The organism is Exobacillus caeni, assembly GCF_005747095.1.
In the GTDB taxonomy this organism is placed as follows: Bacteria; Bacillota; Bacilli; order Bacillales; family Guptibacillaceae; genus Exobacillus; species Exobacillus caeni.
This window is the reverse complement of the sequence record NZ_SWLG01000005.1, coordinates 301,109-318,175: the sequence shown is the minus strand read 5'-3', so window position 1 is coordinate 318,175 and position 17,067 is coordinate 301,109. Positions and strand designations below refer to the sequence as shown.

Below are 17,067 nucleotides of genomic sequence, written 5' to 3'. Positions count from 1 at the left end.
TGGATTACTGGGAATTAAACAGATGGGAGGCCAGTTTGCACTCCACTCTAATCTAAATGGGCTGGCCCCTAGAAACTATGCCTTTTAATTTTTTCGGCAGACACTGCGTCAATCATTTTATTTTTCTACAATATTTGTGCCTTTTTCCGTTCCGATAATGACTTGATCAGCCATGTTAACAAATAATCCATTCTCAACGACACCCGGAATAGCATTCAGAGACTTTTCCAACAGATCAGGTGAATCGATCCTGCCAAACTTACAGTCGGCAATATAGTTTCCGTTGTCTGTTACAAACGGCCTTTCGTCTTTTTCTCGCAGTGTAAGACTTTCACAGCCGAGTAGCATCACTTGTTTGCAAGTATTCTCCCAGCCAAAAGGCGTTATTTCGACAGGAAGAGGAAATTTCCCAAGACTTGCCACCTGCTTTGATGAATCGGCTACGATGATCAGTCTTTCCGAAGCATAGGCGACAATCTTTTCCCGAAGAAGTGCCCCTCCGCCTCCTTTAATTAAGTTTAAATCAGGACTCACTTCATCAGCTCCATCGATCGTTAAATCAAGCCTATCGATTTCGGTGAAAGAAGCAAGAGGAATTCCGAGCTGTTCTGCAAGTCGCGCAGTTGACATTGAAGTAGGAATCGCTTTGATGTGAAGTCCTGCCTTTACCCGTAATGCAAGATGCCTTATCGTCCAATAAACGGTTGAGCCGGTTCCAAGTCCAATCACCATATTATTTTCAATATAATCAACTGCTTTTTCTCCTGCGAGCTTTTTAGGTTCCATATGTCCTCCCACTATACGTAAATCGGTTCGAAAAATCCCCACATTAATAAAATGGCCAGCATTGCCGACAGTCCAAGGAAAACCATCCCAACTGTTTTATTCGAGTCTACAGACTTCACCTGGATAATATAAGAGATCAGCCAGATAAGAATCAGGGCAACCGGCAGCCAAATTCCCCGGATAGTTCCTGAAAAGAGTTGGCCAGCTAAAATGATTAAAGAATAGCCGACAAGGATCACGCCGAGTATGGCGTTCGCGACATGTACCCCATTATACCGAATCATTCTATCGCCTCCCTGTTATATGCTATAATACCCGAATAAAACTAAAAAAATCATTGGGTTATTAGGAAGAAAATGGCGAAAACGACAAATTTATTTTTGTGCAACGCCTTGCCGATATCCAAAGATATGTAAAGATAGAAATGGATGTTTTATCCTAAAACGAAGTACGAATGCAAGGGAATCAGGGGGACCAGGCAATTGTTTTCAAAGTTACTAATAAATGAATATAATCAATTTGATCAAAATTTAATAGATAAGGTTTACCAGCCACTATTTTCCAATCTCTGGGATGCTGTCTTTCTTTTTAACGATAAAGGAAACATCGTGTTTGCAAATGACCCGGCCCAATCTCTACTCGATTTGCCATCGGCCGAATTAAAGGATAGTAACTTGTTTCAGTTAGTTAACCATGATGCTATCGATAAATTATTAGAGATTTTGTATGGAAGAACGAGGGCAGATGTACATAACTATGGATTGATATGGAGAAACAGAAAAGGAAACGATATTGCTACTAATTGCTCTATTATCCCAGTAATTCTTGAGGAAGAAACAGTAGGTGTATATGTGATAGCGAGAAAACTATTAGCAACACCTGAAATCCAGGGGAATGTAAGAAACCTTGTAACAGACCACTTGTCAGACATGGTTGTAGTTCTTGATTCATATGGAAATATCATCTATATATCTCCTTCTCAGAACAAGATTACTGGCTATACGATAGATTTTATAAAAGAAAACGGACTTTTCACGCTGATTCATCCCGAGGATGCCAGAAACGCCTCACATTCTGTTCAGGAAGTTCTTGAGACAGGAAAATCGATTAAAACAGAATTTCGATATATACATAAAGAAGGTGGTTGGATCATCATAGAGGGAACAGTATCCCCGATATTAAAACCTTCTGGCGAAGTGATGGGTGTAATCATTGTTTCACGAGATGTGACAGAGCGAAAAGCAGAACAAAAGCATCTAGATGAAACTTTAAAGGAGCTCTCCGATATAAAATATGCATTGGATCAATCCTCCAATGTTGTCATTTCCGATGAAAAAGGTATTATGACGTATGTCAATGAAGGGATTTGCCAGCTTTCTCAATACACAAAGGAGGAACTGCTGGGTAAGCCGTATAGCCTGCTATTTCCTCCGGATCATTCCAAAGAACTGCTTCCTGAGATCTGGGCAACGATCTCACAAGGGAAAGTATGGAGCGGTGCAGTTAAAAATAAAGCTAAAGACGGTACTATATTTTGGGAAGATACGACCATTGTCCCTTTTCTAAATAAAGACGGAAAACCTTATCAATACATAGGTATCAGGAAAGATATCACTGAAAAGAAGCAAATGGAGATCATACTCGAAAGAAGCCAGTCAAACCTTCAAGAAGCACAGCGAATGGCACATATGGGGAGCTGGGAGTACAACATAGTTGAAGATTGTTCTTTATGGTCAAGTGAAGCTTATCGTATTTTTGGAGTAGATCCTGCATCCTTTAAAGGCACATTTGAAGAATTCCTACAGGTTGTCCATCCTGATGACCGGGTTCTGGTTGAAGAAAAAGTAAAAGGCGCTATAGAGGGAAAGGAATACAGTATTACTCATCGTATTATTAAGGATGATCACAATATCAGGTTCCTGTTTGAAAATGCAGAGGCGGTTTTCGATGAGGATGGCCGGGTATCCCGTTTGATCGGTACTGTCCAGGATGTTACAGAAAAAGTTAAGATGGAAGAAGAATTGAGGAAGAGGAAGGAACGGTTTAAGTCACTTGTTAAACATTCCTACGATGTCATCTCCATCGTCGACGAAGACGGTACGATCTCATACGAAAATCCGGCTTTTGAAAGGATTTTTGGATACACCATGCTCAATAAAAACATGATACTCGCAGGAACTCTTATTCATGAAGAGGATAAACCACAGGCAAGGCAGCTTTTTAACGAAGTGATGAGCACGCTTTTTTTGCCTAAGCGATCGGAGCTCCGAATTAAAAAGATAAACGGAGCATGGGTATATTGTGAAGTTACCGCTACAAATTTACTCCAGGACCCAAGTGTGAAAGGAGTCGTTTTAAACTACCGGGATATCACCAGGACAAAACTGGCACAGGAACAAATTCAAAAGATGGCTTATTATGACCACTTAACAGAATTGCCCAACAGGAGGCTTTTTGAAAGAAAATTGGATGAAAAGATAAAAGCGAGCCAGAATTCGGGTAAACGCGTTGGAGTCATGTTTCTTGATTTAGACCGGTTTAAATATATCAACGACACTCTTGGCCATGCCATGGGAGATCGCTTGATACAGGAAGCGGCGAAAAGGATTAAAAAAAGCGTCGGAGAGAAAGGGTTTGTTTCACGTCTCAGCGGTGATGAGTTTACCGTCATAATGAATTGCTCAACAGTCTCATGCGTAAAAAAGGTAGCGAGTAAAATACTCTCAAGGCTTGAGGAACCATTTATCATAGAGGGATATGAAATATTTGTAACCACGAGTATCGGCATCAGTATGTATCCGGACGGTGGAGAAGACAGTAAATCATTGATGATCAATGCAGATCTGGCTATGTACAGGGCAAAGGAGCAGGGGAAAAATACGTTTGTAGTGTACTCCCCTTATATGAAACTTAGGAATTATAAATCGTTCTCGTTGCAAAATGATTTAAAAAAAGCTATTGAACGAGATCAGCTTACATTACATTATCAACCGAGGGTCCACACTAATAACAATATAGTCGGCGCAGAAGCATTAATAAGATGGAACCACCCTGAATGGGGATATGTTTCACCATCAGAGTTCATTCCCCTGGCAGAGGAATCCGGGATGATCATCGAAGTTGGAGAATGGGTGCTGAGAACAGCCTGCAAGCAGAATGTACAGTGGGAAATGGAAGGTTTTGAACCGATTGTTATTTCGGTTAACTTCTCTGCGGTACAGTTCCTTCAGCTTCAATTTGTCGAGAGAATCGAAGAAATTCTAAACGAAACAGGGATGAAAGCGGAACTATTGGAAGTTGAATTGACGGAAAGTGCTTTTATAAACAATCAAGAACAAATCTTAAGAAGTATAAACGATTTGAAATCCCGGGGCATAAAGGTCGCGATCGATGATTTTGGCACAGGCTACAGCGGATTAAGTTATCTAAGGAAATTCAAGGTTAATACACTGAAAATAGACCGCTCATTTATTATTGATATCACCAATGATATCGAAAGCAAGGAGATTGCCGCTGGCATAATCGGTATCGCAAGAAAGCTCAATCTAACAGTGGTGGCAGAGGGTGTAGAAACAAAGGAACAGTTGGATATAGTCCGTGAAATGGATTGTGATGAGATACAGGGCTATTATTTTAGCGAACCGGTAAAACCAGAAGAATTCCATTCCTTTCTAACTGCGAAAAAATAAATCCCATACAAGGATGCTCGCGATTCTGTAACCAGTCGTAAAACAAAACCTTTTTGAACATACTAAAAGGGCTGAGGAAGGATAGATTGGCTGAATTATGGTATAATTCCTTTTGGTGACTCGTTGAATCCCGCTAAAATATCGAGCTTGGCGAGGATAATAGATCATTGTTTTGGAGGGTAAATTTACATGTCAAAACAACAATTTGGTGTTATTGGTTTAGCGGTAATGGGGAAAAACCTTGCGATGAATATCGAAAGTCGTGGATACTCTGTTTCTGTATATAATCGTTCTCCTGAAAAGACAAAAGAAATGATGAAGGAAGTAGAAGGGAGAAACTTTCAAGATACATACAGCATAGAAGAGTTCGTGAACTCGCTTGAAAAGCCTCGAAAGATCATGCTGATGGTAAAAGCCGGCTTTCCAACAGATGCAACAATTGAGCAATTGCTTCCACATCTTGAAGAGGGAGATATTCTTATCGATGGCGGGAATGCCTTCTTTAAGGATACACGCAAACGAAATGAAGAGCTGAGTGCCAAAGGAATCCATTTTATCGGTACCGGAGTTTCCGGGGGAGAAGAAGGAGCGCTAAAAGGACCTTCCATCATGCCCGGGGGACAAAAAGAAGCATACGATCTCGTTGCCCCCATCTTCAAAGATATCGCAGCAAAGGTCAACGGTGAAGCATGTACAACATATATCGGCCCAGACGGTGCTGGCCATTATGTGAAGATGGTCCACAACGGAATCGAATATGGGGATATGCAGCTTATAACAGAGGCTTATCACCTTATGAAGGACGTTCTTGGCCTTAGCACACAGGAACTTCATGAAGTTTTCAGTGAGTGGAATAAAGGAGAGCTTGATAGCTATTTGATCGAAATCACGGCAGATATCTTCACAAAAACAGATAAAGAAACAGGCAAGCCGATGGTCGATGTTATTCTTGATACAGCAGGCCAAAAAGGTACCGGAAAATGGACAAGCCAGAGTTCTCTTGATCTTGGTGTACCGCTTTCGATCATCACTGAATCCGTGTTCTCCCGTTTTATTTCTGCGATGAAAGAAGAACGTGTAGAAGCAAGCAAAGTATTGAATGGTCCAGTAGACAGACCGTTTGATGGAGACAAACAGGAACTGATTGAAAAAATAAGAAAAGCACTTTACTTGAGTAAGATCTGTTCGTATGCGCAGGGATTCGCCCAGATGCGTGCCGCTTCTGACGAATATGATTGGAACCTTGATTACGGAAGCATCGCGATGATTTTCAGAGGAGGATGTATTATTCGTGCAGCCTTCCTGCAAAACATTAAAGAAGCATATGACAGAAATCCTAAATTAAAAAACTTGCTTCTTGATCCTTATTTCAAAGAGATCGTAGAAGGATATCAGGATGCAGCAAGAGAAGTTGTGGCACTTGCTGTTCAAAAAGGAATTCCGGTACCTGGGTTATCCAGCGCTATTTCCTATTTTGACAGCTATAGAAGTGAAAGGCTTCCGGCAAATCTTCTACAAGCCCAGCGCGATTATTTCGGAGCTCACACCTATCAGCGCCTTGATAAAGAAGGAACCTTCCATACGGAATGGCTTGAAGATTAATTAAAGAATAATGAAAGCCCCCGCTGCAATCTATGCAGTGGGGGCTTCTCTTAGCTATGATTGTTTTAACCCTTCAAACAACAGAACCCTCGCAGGAGCTGCATCTGTACCCTGGAGCTTAATGGGGGCAGCAACCATGAAATATTCCCCAGCTTCAACTTCTTTAAGACGAAGGCCTTCCATAATGATAATTTCCTTTTCAAACAGGGTACGATGGGTAGGGTGTCCCTGCTGGCTTCTTTCAATGCCGAGTGCATCTGTTCCTACACCACGGATTCCTTTTTCAACAAGGTACTTTGCCCCGTCTTCTGCAAGAAAGATAAAATCAAAATTAAATTCATCCTCAAAGGAGTTCTGAGTTTTAAAAAGAATAAAATCGTTCTTTTCGATTTCTTCTTTTTCAAGGTCCTCTTTTGAGATGCTCTCTTTTACATTTGTAAGATCAATTACTTTAGCATTGCCAACAAGATCCTCGATTGAAATGGATTCCATAGTATCTGCATCATTGATCATATGAAGCGGAGAATCAACATGCGTTCCTGTATGTACATCCATCGTAATCCTGGATTCTGTAACATGCCCGTTTGTCTGGGTAGAAATTTTCGGTTGTTTTTCTTCTTTGTTCTTATAAACTGGCATTCCTTCAAAAATAGATGCTGTTACATCGTAAACTTTCATGTTAGCACTTCCTTTCAGATATCTTTGATAAAAAGAAAGATACATGCTCTTTTTTGATCAACATGTATCCTTTTCAACTCACTCTAAACCTTTATGGGTTATGGGCCACCATTTGAAGCCATCTTTTTCAAGGAGTTTTTCAGACTTGCGTGGACCCATCGAACCTGCAGCATAGTTTGGAAAATCTTCTTCTTTATTGTTAGCCCATGCAATAGAAATCGGGTCAATGAACTGCCAGGACAAAGCAACCTCGTCCCAGTGGGTGAAGTTTGTTGCATCGCCTTTCATGCAATCGTACAATAATCTCTCATATGCTTCAGGCGTGTTGATCGAAGTTAAAGAATTATTGTTAAATTCAAGCTGGATCGGCGTAGTTCCGCCAGTCGGGCTTGATTTCTTTGCATTTAGATGCAACCTCATACCCTCTTCAGGCTGGATATTGATTACGAGCAGATTAGGTCCTTTCTCTTCTTGCTGTTCAAAATATAAATTCATTGGAAGTTCCTTGAACTCTACCACGATTTTAGTCGATTTTGTTGCCATCCTTTTTCCTGTACGGATATAGAACGGGACACCAGCCCAGCGGAAATTATCAATCATCACTTTTCCGGCAACAAATGTTTCTGTGTTTGACTCGGGATCTACATTGCTTTCTTCCCTGTAGCCCTGTACTTCCTTATCGTTAACTTCCCCCGCGTCGTACTGTCCACGGACAAAATATTGGTCGACTTCTTCAGGGATAACGGGTCTTAATGATCGGAAAACTTTGATCTTTTCATTTCGAATATCTTCCGTTGTCAGTTTGATCGGAGGTTCCATTGCAAGCAGTGCCACCATCTGCAGGATATGATTCTGGACCATGTCCCGAAGTGCACCGGATTTCTCATAATAGCCGCCTCTTGTTTCAACACCTACCGTTTCACTTGATGTAATCTGTATGTTTGATATGTAACGGTTGTTCCAGAGGGGTTCAAATAGAGCATTAGCAAAGCGGATCACCTCGATGTTTTGGACCATTTCTTTCCCGAGGTAATGGTCAATACGATATATTTCATCTTCTGAGAACACCTGGCGGATTTCTTCGTTCAGTTTTTTGGCGGATGGAAGGTTATGGCCAAACGGTTTTTCAATGACGAGACGCTTCCAGCCATCCGTTTGGGTAAGTCCTTCTGCTTCAAGGTTCAGTGCGATCGTACCAAAAAATTCAGGAGCCATAGCAAGATAAAAAATACGGTTTCCAGGTATAGAAAATTGTTGGTCCAGATTTTCTAGCATGGACTTTAATGCCTGGTAGGATTCGTCATTCGTAACGTCAAAAGGCTGATAAAAGAAGTGCTTTACAAAAGAATCTTCTTTTGAATCTGCTGCCTTTGATGAATTTTCATAAATGGAATCTTTTACGTTATTCCTGAATTCTTCATTCGACAGCTGTCTTCTTGCCACACCGACTACAGCAAAATCATCAGTAAGGTGCCCTTTTTCATAAAGATTGTATATAGACGGATAAAGCTTCCTTTTTGCCAGGTCTCCGGTAGCTCCGAAGATGACGATCACAGAAGCCGAATTGATTTGATCGTTCATATTAAATGACCTCTCTTTATGTGAAAGTACTAATTCCTTATTGTCATGGTATTCAAAATAAAATTTTATAGCTTTTTCAGACTAAAATCAAATAATCCAAAACATAGGGAAAGAATGAAAAGGAAAGATGGCACAGGTCTTAAAGTATTTAATCCTGGCAAAGATGATAGATAAGAAGGTGTTTTAACTTATCGTAACATCTTGAGAAGGGTCATGCTTGGCAGCAAATGAAAAGGATAGCAGTTTTTAAGTTGACGGAAACAACGAAAAGATTTATGTTCTTTTAAAAGGTTTGATAATGCAGGCAAGGGAAAAGAATGATATATAATTTTTCCAGGAGTGTTTGTTTATGAGAATATTTATAATCGCTATGATACTTATGCTGGCAGCTTGTGAGCAACCTGCTGAAGATAACGGGAACACAGGGGAAACAGAACCGAACAACCAGACTGAAGTACAGCCTGAAAAAAAGCCGGACGTAAAATCGAGGATTATGCAAAAGTCAGGAGAAATACTTGTAGCCATATCTAAAAAGGATTTTAAAAAGCTTTCTTTATTTGCCCACCCGGAAAAAGGTATCACTTTTTCTCCATATGGCTATATAAGCAAAAACGCAAAGACCTTTTCGGCTTCAGGTATAAAAAGCTTTGAAAAAAAAGATGAAAAGGTCAGGTGGGGAAATGCTGCTGGAAGCGGCAAACCGATCGAGCTTACTCCTAAAGAGTATTTTGACCAATATGTATATGATGCTGATTTTTTAGATACAGACATGGTTTCCTACAACACAATTATGAAAAAGGGAAATTCGAAAAGCAACATAAAACAATTTTTTCCAGATTCTAATTACGTTGAGTATTATGTGCCTGGAACTGAAGAATATGACGGGATGGATTGGAAAAGCCTGAAGCTTGTTTTTAAGGAATATGAAGGAAAGCAATATATTGTGGGCATCGTCCATGATAAATGGACACCATAAGGGTTAAAGATTTGAACAAAACGTGTCATTCTAATGAATGATGCGTTTTTTTATTGCCCTGTGTTCCTTAATTCCTTACACTAAAGATAATGTGCAGAAACGATTGAAGGAGAAGATTTTATGGAAAAACAATCTAACGGCTCGATTAACGGGACGGACTCGAGAAACTATACACCCTGGATTGTCGGGATTTCGATAGCAGTCAATGTGATTGTTGCTATGTTATTCTTTTTACCGGGATATGAAGGGGAAGTTGGTTTTGACATTCACTTATTGCCGCTTCTAAATGCGGTTTTCAACAGCTTTACCTTTGTTTTCTTGTTAGCAGCTCTTATTTTTATCAAACAAAAGAACATTACGCTCCATAGAAGATTTATATGGGCGGCTTTTACGACAACATCATTGTTTTTAATTTCTTACCTGACATACCATTCCATCGCAGAATCCACTTCTTATGGCGGTGAAGGCCCGCTGAAGTATATCTATTATTTTATTTTGATAACGCACATTATACTGGCTGCCGCTATCGTACCCCTGGCGCTTGTCACGCTTGTAAGAGGGCTTACGAACCGAGTGGAAAAACACCGAAAAATCGCAAGGTGGACGATGCCGCTATGGTTATATGTAAGTCTGACCGGGGTATTCGTTTATCTGATGATCTCTCCTTACTATTAAGCAGCAAAAAGGTTCCTTTCAACATAGGGGAACCTTTTTAAATCGGATACGTTCCCCTTATTTTGCGAAGATTAATGGATGGAGATAAACAATTGAAGAATAAAATGATTGAAGGGTCTTTGCCGTTGTGATAGTTTTGTTTTAGTATAGGTGAGTAAATCACATATCAGGAGGTTATTAGATGAGTGTACATATTGGTGCAAAAAAAGGTGAGATAGCTGATACAATTTTACTTCCTGGAGATCCGCTCCGGGCTAAATATATCGCTGAAACCTTTCTTGAGGACCCCGTCTGTTTTAATGAAGTTCGAGGTATGCTTGGATATACTGGTTCCTACAAAGGACAAAAAATTTCCGTGATGGGTACAGGTATGGGGGTTCCTTCCATTTCCATCTATGTAAACGAATTAATCCGTGAATACGGTGTAAAGAATTTGATACGCGTTGGAACCTGTGGAGCGTTGAAAAAAGAAGTGAAAGTAAGAGATGTTATTCTAGCGATGAGTGCAACAACTGATTCAGGTGTAAACCGTTTGCAGTTTAACGGAATGGACTTTGCACCTACGGCAAGCTTTGATCTGTTGAAGAACGCTTTTGACAGTGCGACTGAAAAAGAAATGCCGGTCCATGTCGGCAACGTCTTTACAAGTGATTCATTCTATAGAGATAACCCTGAAATCTTTGAAATGCTTGCAAATTACCAGGTACTGGGCGTTGAAATGGAAACTTCTGCTCTATATACGATCGCGGCAAAACACGGTGTGAATGCACTAACTGTTTTGACTGTCAGCGACCATATTGTGACTGGAGAAGAAACAACTTCCGAAGAGCGCCAAACAACATTCAAGGATATGATGATCATCGCACTTGAAGCTGCGTTAAAACAAACAAGCAAATAGGAAATTAAGAAGGGGCTGTCTCCAAAGAGTCAGCCCCTTCCTTATGAAAATAATGTAACGTTAGTAAGAGATGCCGACCCGTGTGCGAAGATAGCCTGAATCAGTTAGCTGACTATATGTAAATGCTGCTGTATCTCCTACCGAAATTTTCTTTCCATCCACCGGAAGAACATTTTTTTCTGCACGAAAACTCCCTGTAGCTTCTCCATCGGGTAAATATGTTGGACAAACGATCGTCCAGGCAAGGTTAGAATGTTCAAGAAGGCGATACGCCTTTTCATGCTCTTCAGCTGCAGCAGTCGATTTTCGCTTTGATTCAGAGGATCGATACCTTAAAATATCAGGGTCGGTTCGGCTTTGTAAAATCCCGGCAGTGCCTACTGTAATAATCCGTTCAACGTTTTCCTTTTTCATGGCGTCGATAAGAAGAGAGGTTGCTTCGGAGAGCGTTGTTGTTTTGTCAGTGTTCAGAGCACTTATCACAGCATCCTGCCCCTTCATTGCTCTTTCGACATCCTGCTTGTTCCTTGCATCTCCTTTAAAAAGACGTACGTTAGGACCTTTGCTTCCGGACTTCTCCGGAGTACGGACAAACGCAGTAACCTGGTGGCCATCCCGCTCGGCAAGCTTCAAAATTTCCTTTCCTACCCGGCCTGTTGCACCTAAGAGTAATAAGTTCATACTGTAGCCTCCATTCTTTCTTAATCATAATCATTTGTTGGAATGCAATGCAACAACACAGTCTTTTGTTCCGCCTTCACTATGGAAACAAGGAATTCAAGGAGGGCAGTCCGAATAAATATAGTGGGGGAAAATATTACTACATAAAGGATGGGTTCAAATGAAGTTCCAGGACTATGAATACAAACGGCCAGATATGAAAGAGCTAGAGGCAGAGTTTGAGAAAAATCTAAATGATTTTCGTCAGGCAGACACGCTTGTAAAACAGAGCGATACGATTAGGAGCCTTAACCAGCTCAGAAGTAAGTATGAAACAATGGAAACACTCGTATCGATAAGGCATACGATCGATACGAACGATGATTTTTACAAAAAAGAGCAGGACTTTTTCGATGAAGTACAGCCATTGTATAAGGGAATGGTTTCAAACTATTACAATGAACTGGTAAAATCACCATTTAGAAATGAACTTGAAGAGAAATGGGGCAAACAATTATTTGCTATCGCAGAATCAACGGTTAAAACTTTTTCACCTGAGATAATTGAAGACCTCCAGAAAGAAAATAAGCTTTCAAGCGAATACACCAAGTTGATTGCTTCCGCTAAAATCCCGTTTGAAGGAGAAGAAAGAACGCTAACTCAGATGGTGCCGTTCATGCAATCAACTGAAAGGGAAACCAGAAAGAATGCGAGTGAGGCTTTTTACGGCTTCTTGTCCGAAAATGAAGACAAACTGGATGACATCTATGACCAATTAGTAAAAGTCAGGACAATAATAGCAAAGAAGCTCGGATACAAGAATTTCGTTGAACTAGCATATTACCGCATGAATCGTGTGGATTATGATGCAAAAATGGTTGCTAATTTCCGCGAACAGGTGGAAAAGCATATTGTGCCTGTGACCTCCAAACTAAAGGAGAAACAGAGAGAACGCCTGGGGCTTGATCATTTAGCTTATTATGATGAATCATACAGCTTTTTAACGGGAAATCCTACTCCTAAAGGCGACCCGGAATGGATCGTCGAGAACGGCAAGCAAATGTATCACGAGCTTTCAAAAGAAACAGACGAGTTTTTCACATTCATGCGGGAGAAGAACTTGATGGATTTGTTAAGTAAAAAAGGAAAAGCGGGCGGAGGCTACTGCACCTATGTTAGTGAATACGATTCACCTTTTATCTTTGCAAACTTTAATGGGACATCGCATGATATCGATGTTTTAACACATGAGGTTGGCCATGCGTTCCAGGTTTATATGAGCAGGGGCTTCGAAGTTCCGGAATATTTTTTCCCAACTTATGAAGCATGTGAAATCCATTCGATGAGCATGGAGTTTTTCACGTGGCCATGGATGGAATTGTTCTTTAAGGAAGATACGGAAAAATATAAATTTTCCCATTTGAGCGGAGGGCTGCTCTTCATTCCTTATGGTGTGGCGGTAGATGAATTTCAGCACTTTGTTTATGAAAACCCGGAAGCAACACCAGAAGAGCGTAAAACAGCATGGCGAACGATAGAAAAGAAGTATCTCCCTCATTTAAATTATGATGGAAATGAATATCTGGAAAGAGGCGGATTCTGGCAAAAGCAAAGCCATATTTATCAGGTTCCGTTCTATTATATAGATTATACACTTGCACAAATGTGCGCTTTCCAGTTCTGGAAAAGGGCAAATGAAGACAGGGAGCAGGTATGGGAAGACTACCTTGCACTTTGTAAAAGAGGCGGGAGCCAATCGTTTACGGATCTTGTTGATTCAGCTAATCTAACTTCTCCATTTAAAGATAACAGTGTAAAATCCGTTATCGGAGAAATCGAAGCATGGCTCGATCAAGTTGATGATAAAAAACTTTAAAAATAAAGCTGGACTCTTATAATCAAGGGTTCAGCTTTTTTGGTTAGTATAGAAAAATGATCACCAATTTTTTAAAAAGAAAAAAATTAAAAATAGGTACAGGCAGGGTGGATTAAAAATTGTTTCAAGCGGGAATGTAAATTTATAACAACAGAAACTGTTTCGGATATGCACAAATCACCCTTTACATCAATAAACTGTAAAAAGTCGCTAATCAAAAATGCAGTAACTTAGTATGTTATTCCTGTTTGGTTCCTATTATTCTTTAAAAAATAAAATACAGGCCATGATATCGGCCTTTTATATAAAGGACGGCTGTTCCCATTCGGAGCAGCCGTCTTTATGTTTATAAGAGGTCCAGGGCGGTTTATAAGAGGTTCGGAGCGGTTTATAAGAGGTTCGGAGCAATTTGTAGGAGGTACGAGCAAATAGCCTTTCCTTTTACAGTAATGCCATTCCCTCAAATTTTGAAAATAGGCTCCGATTCCCGGGGAGTTATTTGAATACAGAAGAGCCCTCAAGAATAAGTTGTAAATGGAATTTCTATAGGATGGGGGAAAGAGATAAAATGAAAGAATTTGCCTGGTTATGGGGGAGAGCTTTTCTTGTTATCCTGATAGCTTTGAATACTGGAGGATGTGTAACAAGCAAGGAAGCTGCCAAAAAATTTTATACTATAGAATATACAGTTACAAAGGTCGACAAAAGCAATGTCCATGTCCAAACTAACGGAGATAATACTACAAACAAAATCCCGAAGAAATATGTACACGAAACCGTCTCAAAAGGGGACCAGCTTATTGCAAATTATGATGTTGTCTTCAGTGAGCTTGTTAGTGTAAAGAAAAAAACGGTAAAATGAATGAAAAGAGTAAAAGGAGAGAGGAGTATGCCGGTATATAACAAGCTTGTCCGAGATAACATCCCGGGAATCATCAGGAAAAGCGGCAGCAACTGTGAAACAGTAACACTGGGAAAAGAGGAGTTTGCAGTAGAAGTAAAGAGAAAGCTTAGAGAAGAAATGGAAGAATACTTCATGGCCGACAACGACAGCCACTCTCTAGAAGAGCTTGCCGATTTACTAGAGTTAGTTCATGCTGCAGCAGAGACCCATGGAAGCTCATTTGCCGAAATAGAGCAGATAAGGCTTGAAAAAAAGAAAGAACGTGGCGGGTTTGAAGAGCGAATTTTTTTGCATAAAGTGATCGACAACGAATAATAGTTTTGTTTAAGAATGGAGAAGGATGGACAAAAGTGGCGGTCCTCATCAAGCTTACGCACTCCTGGTCTCATCAATAGCTTTGCCCCCGCCGAGTCCGAGCCCGCGAAAATTGGACTATTCTACATAGAAGCAGTTTCCAGCACTCTGAGTATCTTATTTATGTTCCCGCCTCTGTTTTTCCCGTAAGAACTTTGTATAGAGATTTCTTAAAAAATTTTTATTTTATTGTGAAAAGTAGGAATTTGGGGGAACTGAGTCGAAAATTAAGTTAATAGATTGAATTAAGGAGATAGTCCATGGAATCTTTTTCGACAAACTATAATTCCTTTATTGTAACGTTATCAGTTGTGATCGCTATTATATATTCTTTTACAGCTTTTGACCTTTTCTCTAGAAAGCATGATGAAAACAGCAAAAATGGTATCCCGTGGCTTTTGGCAGCCGCCTTCACTTTAGGTACAGGCTATTGGACGATGCATTTTGTCGGCATGCTGGCGATAAAACTTTCAAGTCCCGTTGATTACAGGCTGATAGGTGTTGTTTTAACGCTTGGAATAGCAATAACTGGTTCTGCTGTTACTCTTGCAGTTATAAAGAAGCGAGAATCTAACGTTTACTCGGTTGCTCTTGGAAGCATTTTTATGTCTGCAACTGCACTTATGGTGCATTTTGCCGGAATGGCAGCTGTAAACTTTAACGCAACGATTACATATAATTCTTTTTTATTAACGCTGGCAATCACGGTACTGTTGGTCTTTTCTTTCTTCTCGCTCTGGGTTTTATGCTATGAACAACGTTTTTTTAAAACGCCATTGTTGAAAAAACTGGTCGCAAGTATAATAGCTGGAACGGGAATTTCCTTTATGCACTATACAACATTAATAGCAGCATCTTTTACACCAATATCAAGCGGCCAGGAAGTTTTTTCGGGTTATTCGTTTGAAAAAGACTTTGCTGCTCCTTTTTTAATCATTACGGCATTAGTTATTGTTACCGTCCTCGTATTGATCAGCGTTATGAGGGACCGCCAGCTTGCAAGAAAGGCAACAGAGCTGATAGAAAGTGAAAACCGCTATAATTCGATGGTTGAAAATAATCCGGACGGCGTCTTTCTAATCGATATGTATGGACATTTTATCCGGATAAACAGAGCACTCGAAGATATCACCGGTTATACGGCAGAAGAGGCGATGAATCAGCCGTTTCTGAATCTTATTCCAGAGGATTATCATGAGCAAACCTTTCGTTGCTTTGAAGACACCAAGAAAGGGCAACCGCAAAAGTGCGAAACAATGGTTCACCATAAATACGGGGATAAAGTTGTTTTAAAGATAACAACAATCCCGCATATCGTAAACGGAAAGGTGAAAGGGATCATTGGAATTGCAAAGGACGTGACAGAGCTGAATATGGCTGAGGAGCTTATTCGAAGGTCTGAGAAGCTAACGGCAGTAGGGGAGTTAGCTGCAGGGGTCGCGCATGAAATACGTAATCCGCTCACATCTTTAAAAGGGTTTACCAGTATTTTGCACTCTTCAAGCGAGGATAAAAAGAATAAAGAGTTTCTTGAGATCATGCTTTCTGAAATTGATCGGATCAATTTTATTGTCAGCGAATTTATGATGCTTGCAAAACCTGATAAAAAGAACTTCCAAACCCAGAATCTTATATCTATCCTGCAACATGTTATCGCATTGCTCGGAACACAGGCGATAATGAAAAATATTCGGTTGATTCCTGAATATGAAGTGAATCAAATCCAGGTAGACTGTGAGGAAAATCAATTAAAGCAGGTTTTTGTAAACGTCATCAAAAATGCTATAGAAGCCATGGAAGGTGGAGGAAAGGTTCAAGTCAAAGTAAATCTCCATGACCAAAACCGGGTTAAAATAAGTATAATCGATCATGGTACCGGAATCCCGAAAGATAAGTTAGATAAAGTAGGGCAGCCATTCTTTACATTAAAAGAAAGTGGAACCGGCCTTGGACTAATGGTTAGCTTTAAAATCATTCAAAATCATAACGGAATCATGCAAATCGAAAGTAAAGAAAATAAAGGGACAAAGGTTGAAATTATTCTTCCTATTAAAAAGAATGAACAAAACACATAGAATAGCCCAAAACAAAAATCCTTCTGATGCTAATTTCAGAAGGATTTACTAAAGTCTACTTATTGTTTGTTAAATGGTTCTCTAAGTTAGTCACTAGCTGGTTGCATTCGATGTTTTCCAGAAATTCAGAAGCAGGAACATCAAGGGCTGTCGAAATTTTTAATAAGGTTTGAAGATCGGGAGTAATCTTGTTGCTTTCGATTTTATCCAAAAACCCTGTTCCTACACGCACTTTCAAAGCCAGTTCATCTTTTGCCATGTTTAATTCTTTTCGGTGCATCCGAATTTTTTCCCCTAAGTTCATCATTGCTCC

General features: G+C 40.1%; 15 protein-coding genes. 9 read left to right on the top strand and 6 right to left on the bottom strand.

Annotated elements, in window-relative coordinates; genetic code table 11:
- Positions 1 to 117: 117 nt before the first annotated feature.
- Both rpiA and FCL54_RS09060 read right to left on the bottom strand, forming a co-directional pair.
- Positions 118 to 786, bottom strand: a complete 669-nt coding sequence (gene rpiA, locus FCL54_RS09065) for a ribose-5-phosphate isomerase RpiA (RefSeq protein WP_138125532.1) — start codon at positions 784 to 786, stop codon at positions 118 to 120.
- A gap of 11 nt (positions 787 to 797) precedes the next feature.
- Entirely contained in the window at positions 798 to 1,070 is a 273-nt protein-coding gene (locus FCL54_RS09060; RefSeq protein WP_138125530.1) for a hypothetical protein, read from the bottom strand.
- A 198-nt stretch (positions 1,071 to 1,268) separates the two neighbouring features.
- Here FCL54_RS09060 and FCL54_RS09055 point away from each other — a divergent pair, with 198 nt between their 5' ends.
- Positions 1,269 to 4,475, top strand: a complete 3,207-nt coding sequence (locus tag FCL54_RS09055) for a bifunctional diguanylate cyclase/phosphodiesterase (protein WP_171016760.1) — start codon at positions 1,269 to 1,271, stop codon at positions 4,473 to 4,475.
- Between the two features lie 189 nt (positions 4,476 to 4,664).
- Positions 4,665 to 6,077, top strand: coding sequence for an NADP-dependent phosphogluconate dehydrogenase (gene gndA, locus FCL54_RS09050; RefSeq protein ID WP_138125526.1), 1,413 nt, complete (start codon positions 4,665 to 4,667; stop codon positions 6,075 to 6,077).
- Positions 6,078 to 6,131: 54 nt separating this feature from the next.
- On the opposite strand, the gene FCL54_RS09045 is transcribed toward gndA, so the two are convergent.
- Both FCL54_RS09045 and zwf read right to left on the bottom strand, forming a co-directional pair.
- Positions 6,132 to 6,755 (bottom strand): cyclase family protein, encoded by a 624-nt coding sequence (locus tag FCL54_RS09045; RefSeq protein ID WP_138125524.1) that lies wholly within the window; start codon positions 6,753 to 6,755, stop codon positions 6,132 to 6,134.
- Positions 6,756 to 6,833: 78 nt separating this feature from the next.
- Positions 6,834 to 8,336 carry a glucose-6-phosphate dehydrogenase gene (zwf, locus tag FCL54_RS09040; RefSeq protein WP_138125522.1) on the bottom strand — a complete coding sequence of 501 codons (1,503 nt, stop codon included), beginning with the start codon at positions 8,334 to 8,336 and terminating at the stop codon, positions 6,834 to 6,836.
- A gap of 349 nt (positions 8,337 to 8,685) precedes the next feature.
- On the opposite strand from zwf, the gene FCL54_RS09035 reads away from it, so the two are divergent.
- The 3 genes from FCL54_RS09035 (at position 8,686) to deoD (ending at position 10,885) form a co-directional block, all read left to right on the top strand.
- Positions 8,686 to 9,312, top strand: coding sequence for a hypothetical protein (locus FCL54_RS09035; protein ID WP_138125520.1), 627 nt, complete (start codon positions 8,686 to 8,688; stop codon positions 9,310 to 9,312).
- 120 nt (positions 9,313 to 9,432) lie between these two features.
- The gene (locus FCL54_RS09030) at positions 9,433 to 9,987 is read left to right on the top strand and encodes a DUF420 domain-containing protein (protein WP_138125518.1); all 555 of its coding nucleotides are present in this window, start codon (positions 9,433 to 9,435) and stop codon (positions 9,985 to 9,987) included.
- Between the two features lie 181 nt (positions 9,988 to 10,168).
- Entirely contained in the window at positions 10,169 to 10,885 is a 717-nt protein-coding gene (gene deoD, locus FCL54_RS09025; protein WP_138125516.1) for a purine-nucleoside phosphorylase, read from the top strand.
- A gap of 60 nt (positions 10,886 to 10,945) precedes the next feature.
- Here deoD and FCL54_RS09020 read toward each other — a convergent pair whose 3' ends face one another.
- Complete coding sequence (locus tag FCL54_RS09020; RefSeq protein WP_138125514.1) at positions 10,946 to 11,566, bottom strand: NAD(P)-dependent oxidoreductase; 621 nt, start codon at positions 11,564 to 11,566, stop codon at positions 10,946 to 10,948.
- Between the two features lie 160 nt (positions 11,567 to 11,726).
- Here FCL54_RS09020 and FCL54_RS09015 point away from each other — a divergent pair, with 160 nt between their 5' ends.
- From FCL54_RS09015 to FCL54_RS09000, 4 genes are all read left to right on the top strand, one after another.
- The gene (locus FCL54_RS09015; RefSeq protein ID WP_138125512.1) at positions 11,727 to 13,421 is read left to right on the top strand and encodes a M3 family oligoendopeptidase; all 1,695 of its coding nucleotides are present in this window, start codon (positions 11,727 to 11,729) and stop codon (positions 13,419 to 13,421) included.
- 568 nt (positions 13,422 to 13,989) lie between these two features.
- Positions 13,990 to 14,283, top strand: a complete 294-nt coding sequence (locus FCL54_RS09010) for a hypothetical protein (protein ID WP_138125510.1) — start codon at positions 13,990 to 13,992, stop codon at positions 14,281 to 14,283.
- Positions 14,284 to 14,310: 27 nt separating this feature from the next.
- The gene (locus FCL54_RS09005; protein ID WP_138125508.1) at positions 14,311 to 14,640 is read left to right on the top strand and encodes a nucleoside triphosphate pyrophosphohydrolase; all 330 of its coding nucleotides are present in this window, start codon (positions 14,311 to 14,313) and stop codon (positions 14,638 to 14,640) included.
- Positions 14,641 to 14,939: 299 nt separating this feature from the next.
- The gene (locus tag FCL54_RS09000; RefSeq protein ID WP_138125506.1) at positions 14,940 to 16,754 is read left to right on the top strand and encodes an MHYT domain-containing protein; all 1,815 of its coding nucleotides are present in this window, start codon (positions 14,940 to 14,942) and stop codon (positions 16,752 to 16,754) included.
- Positions 16,755 to 16,809: 55 nt separating this feature from the next.
- Here the strand turns inward: FCL54_RS09000 and FCL54_RS08995 are convergent, their stop codons facing one another.
- Positions 16,810 to 17,058 (bottom strand): helix-turn-helix domain-containing protein, encoded by a 249-nt coding sequence (locus FCL54_RS08995; protein ID WP_246055186.1) that lies wholly within the window; start codon positions 17,056 to 17,058, stop codon positions 16,810 to 16,812.
- Positions 17,059 to 17,067: the final 9 nt, after the last annotated feature.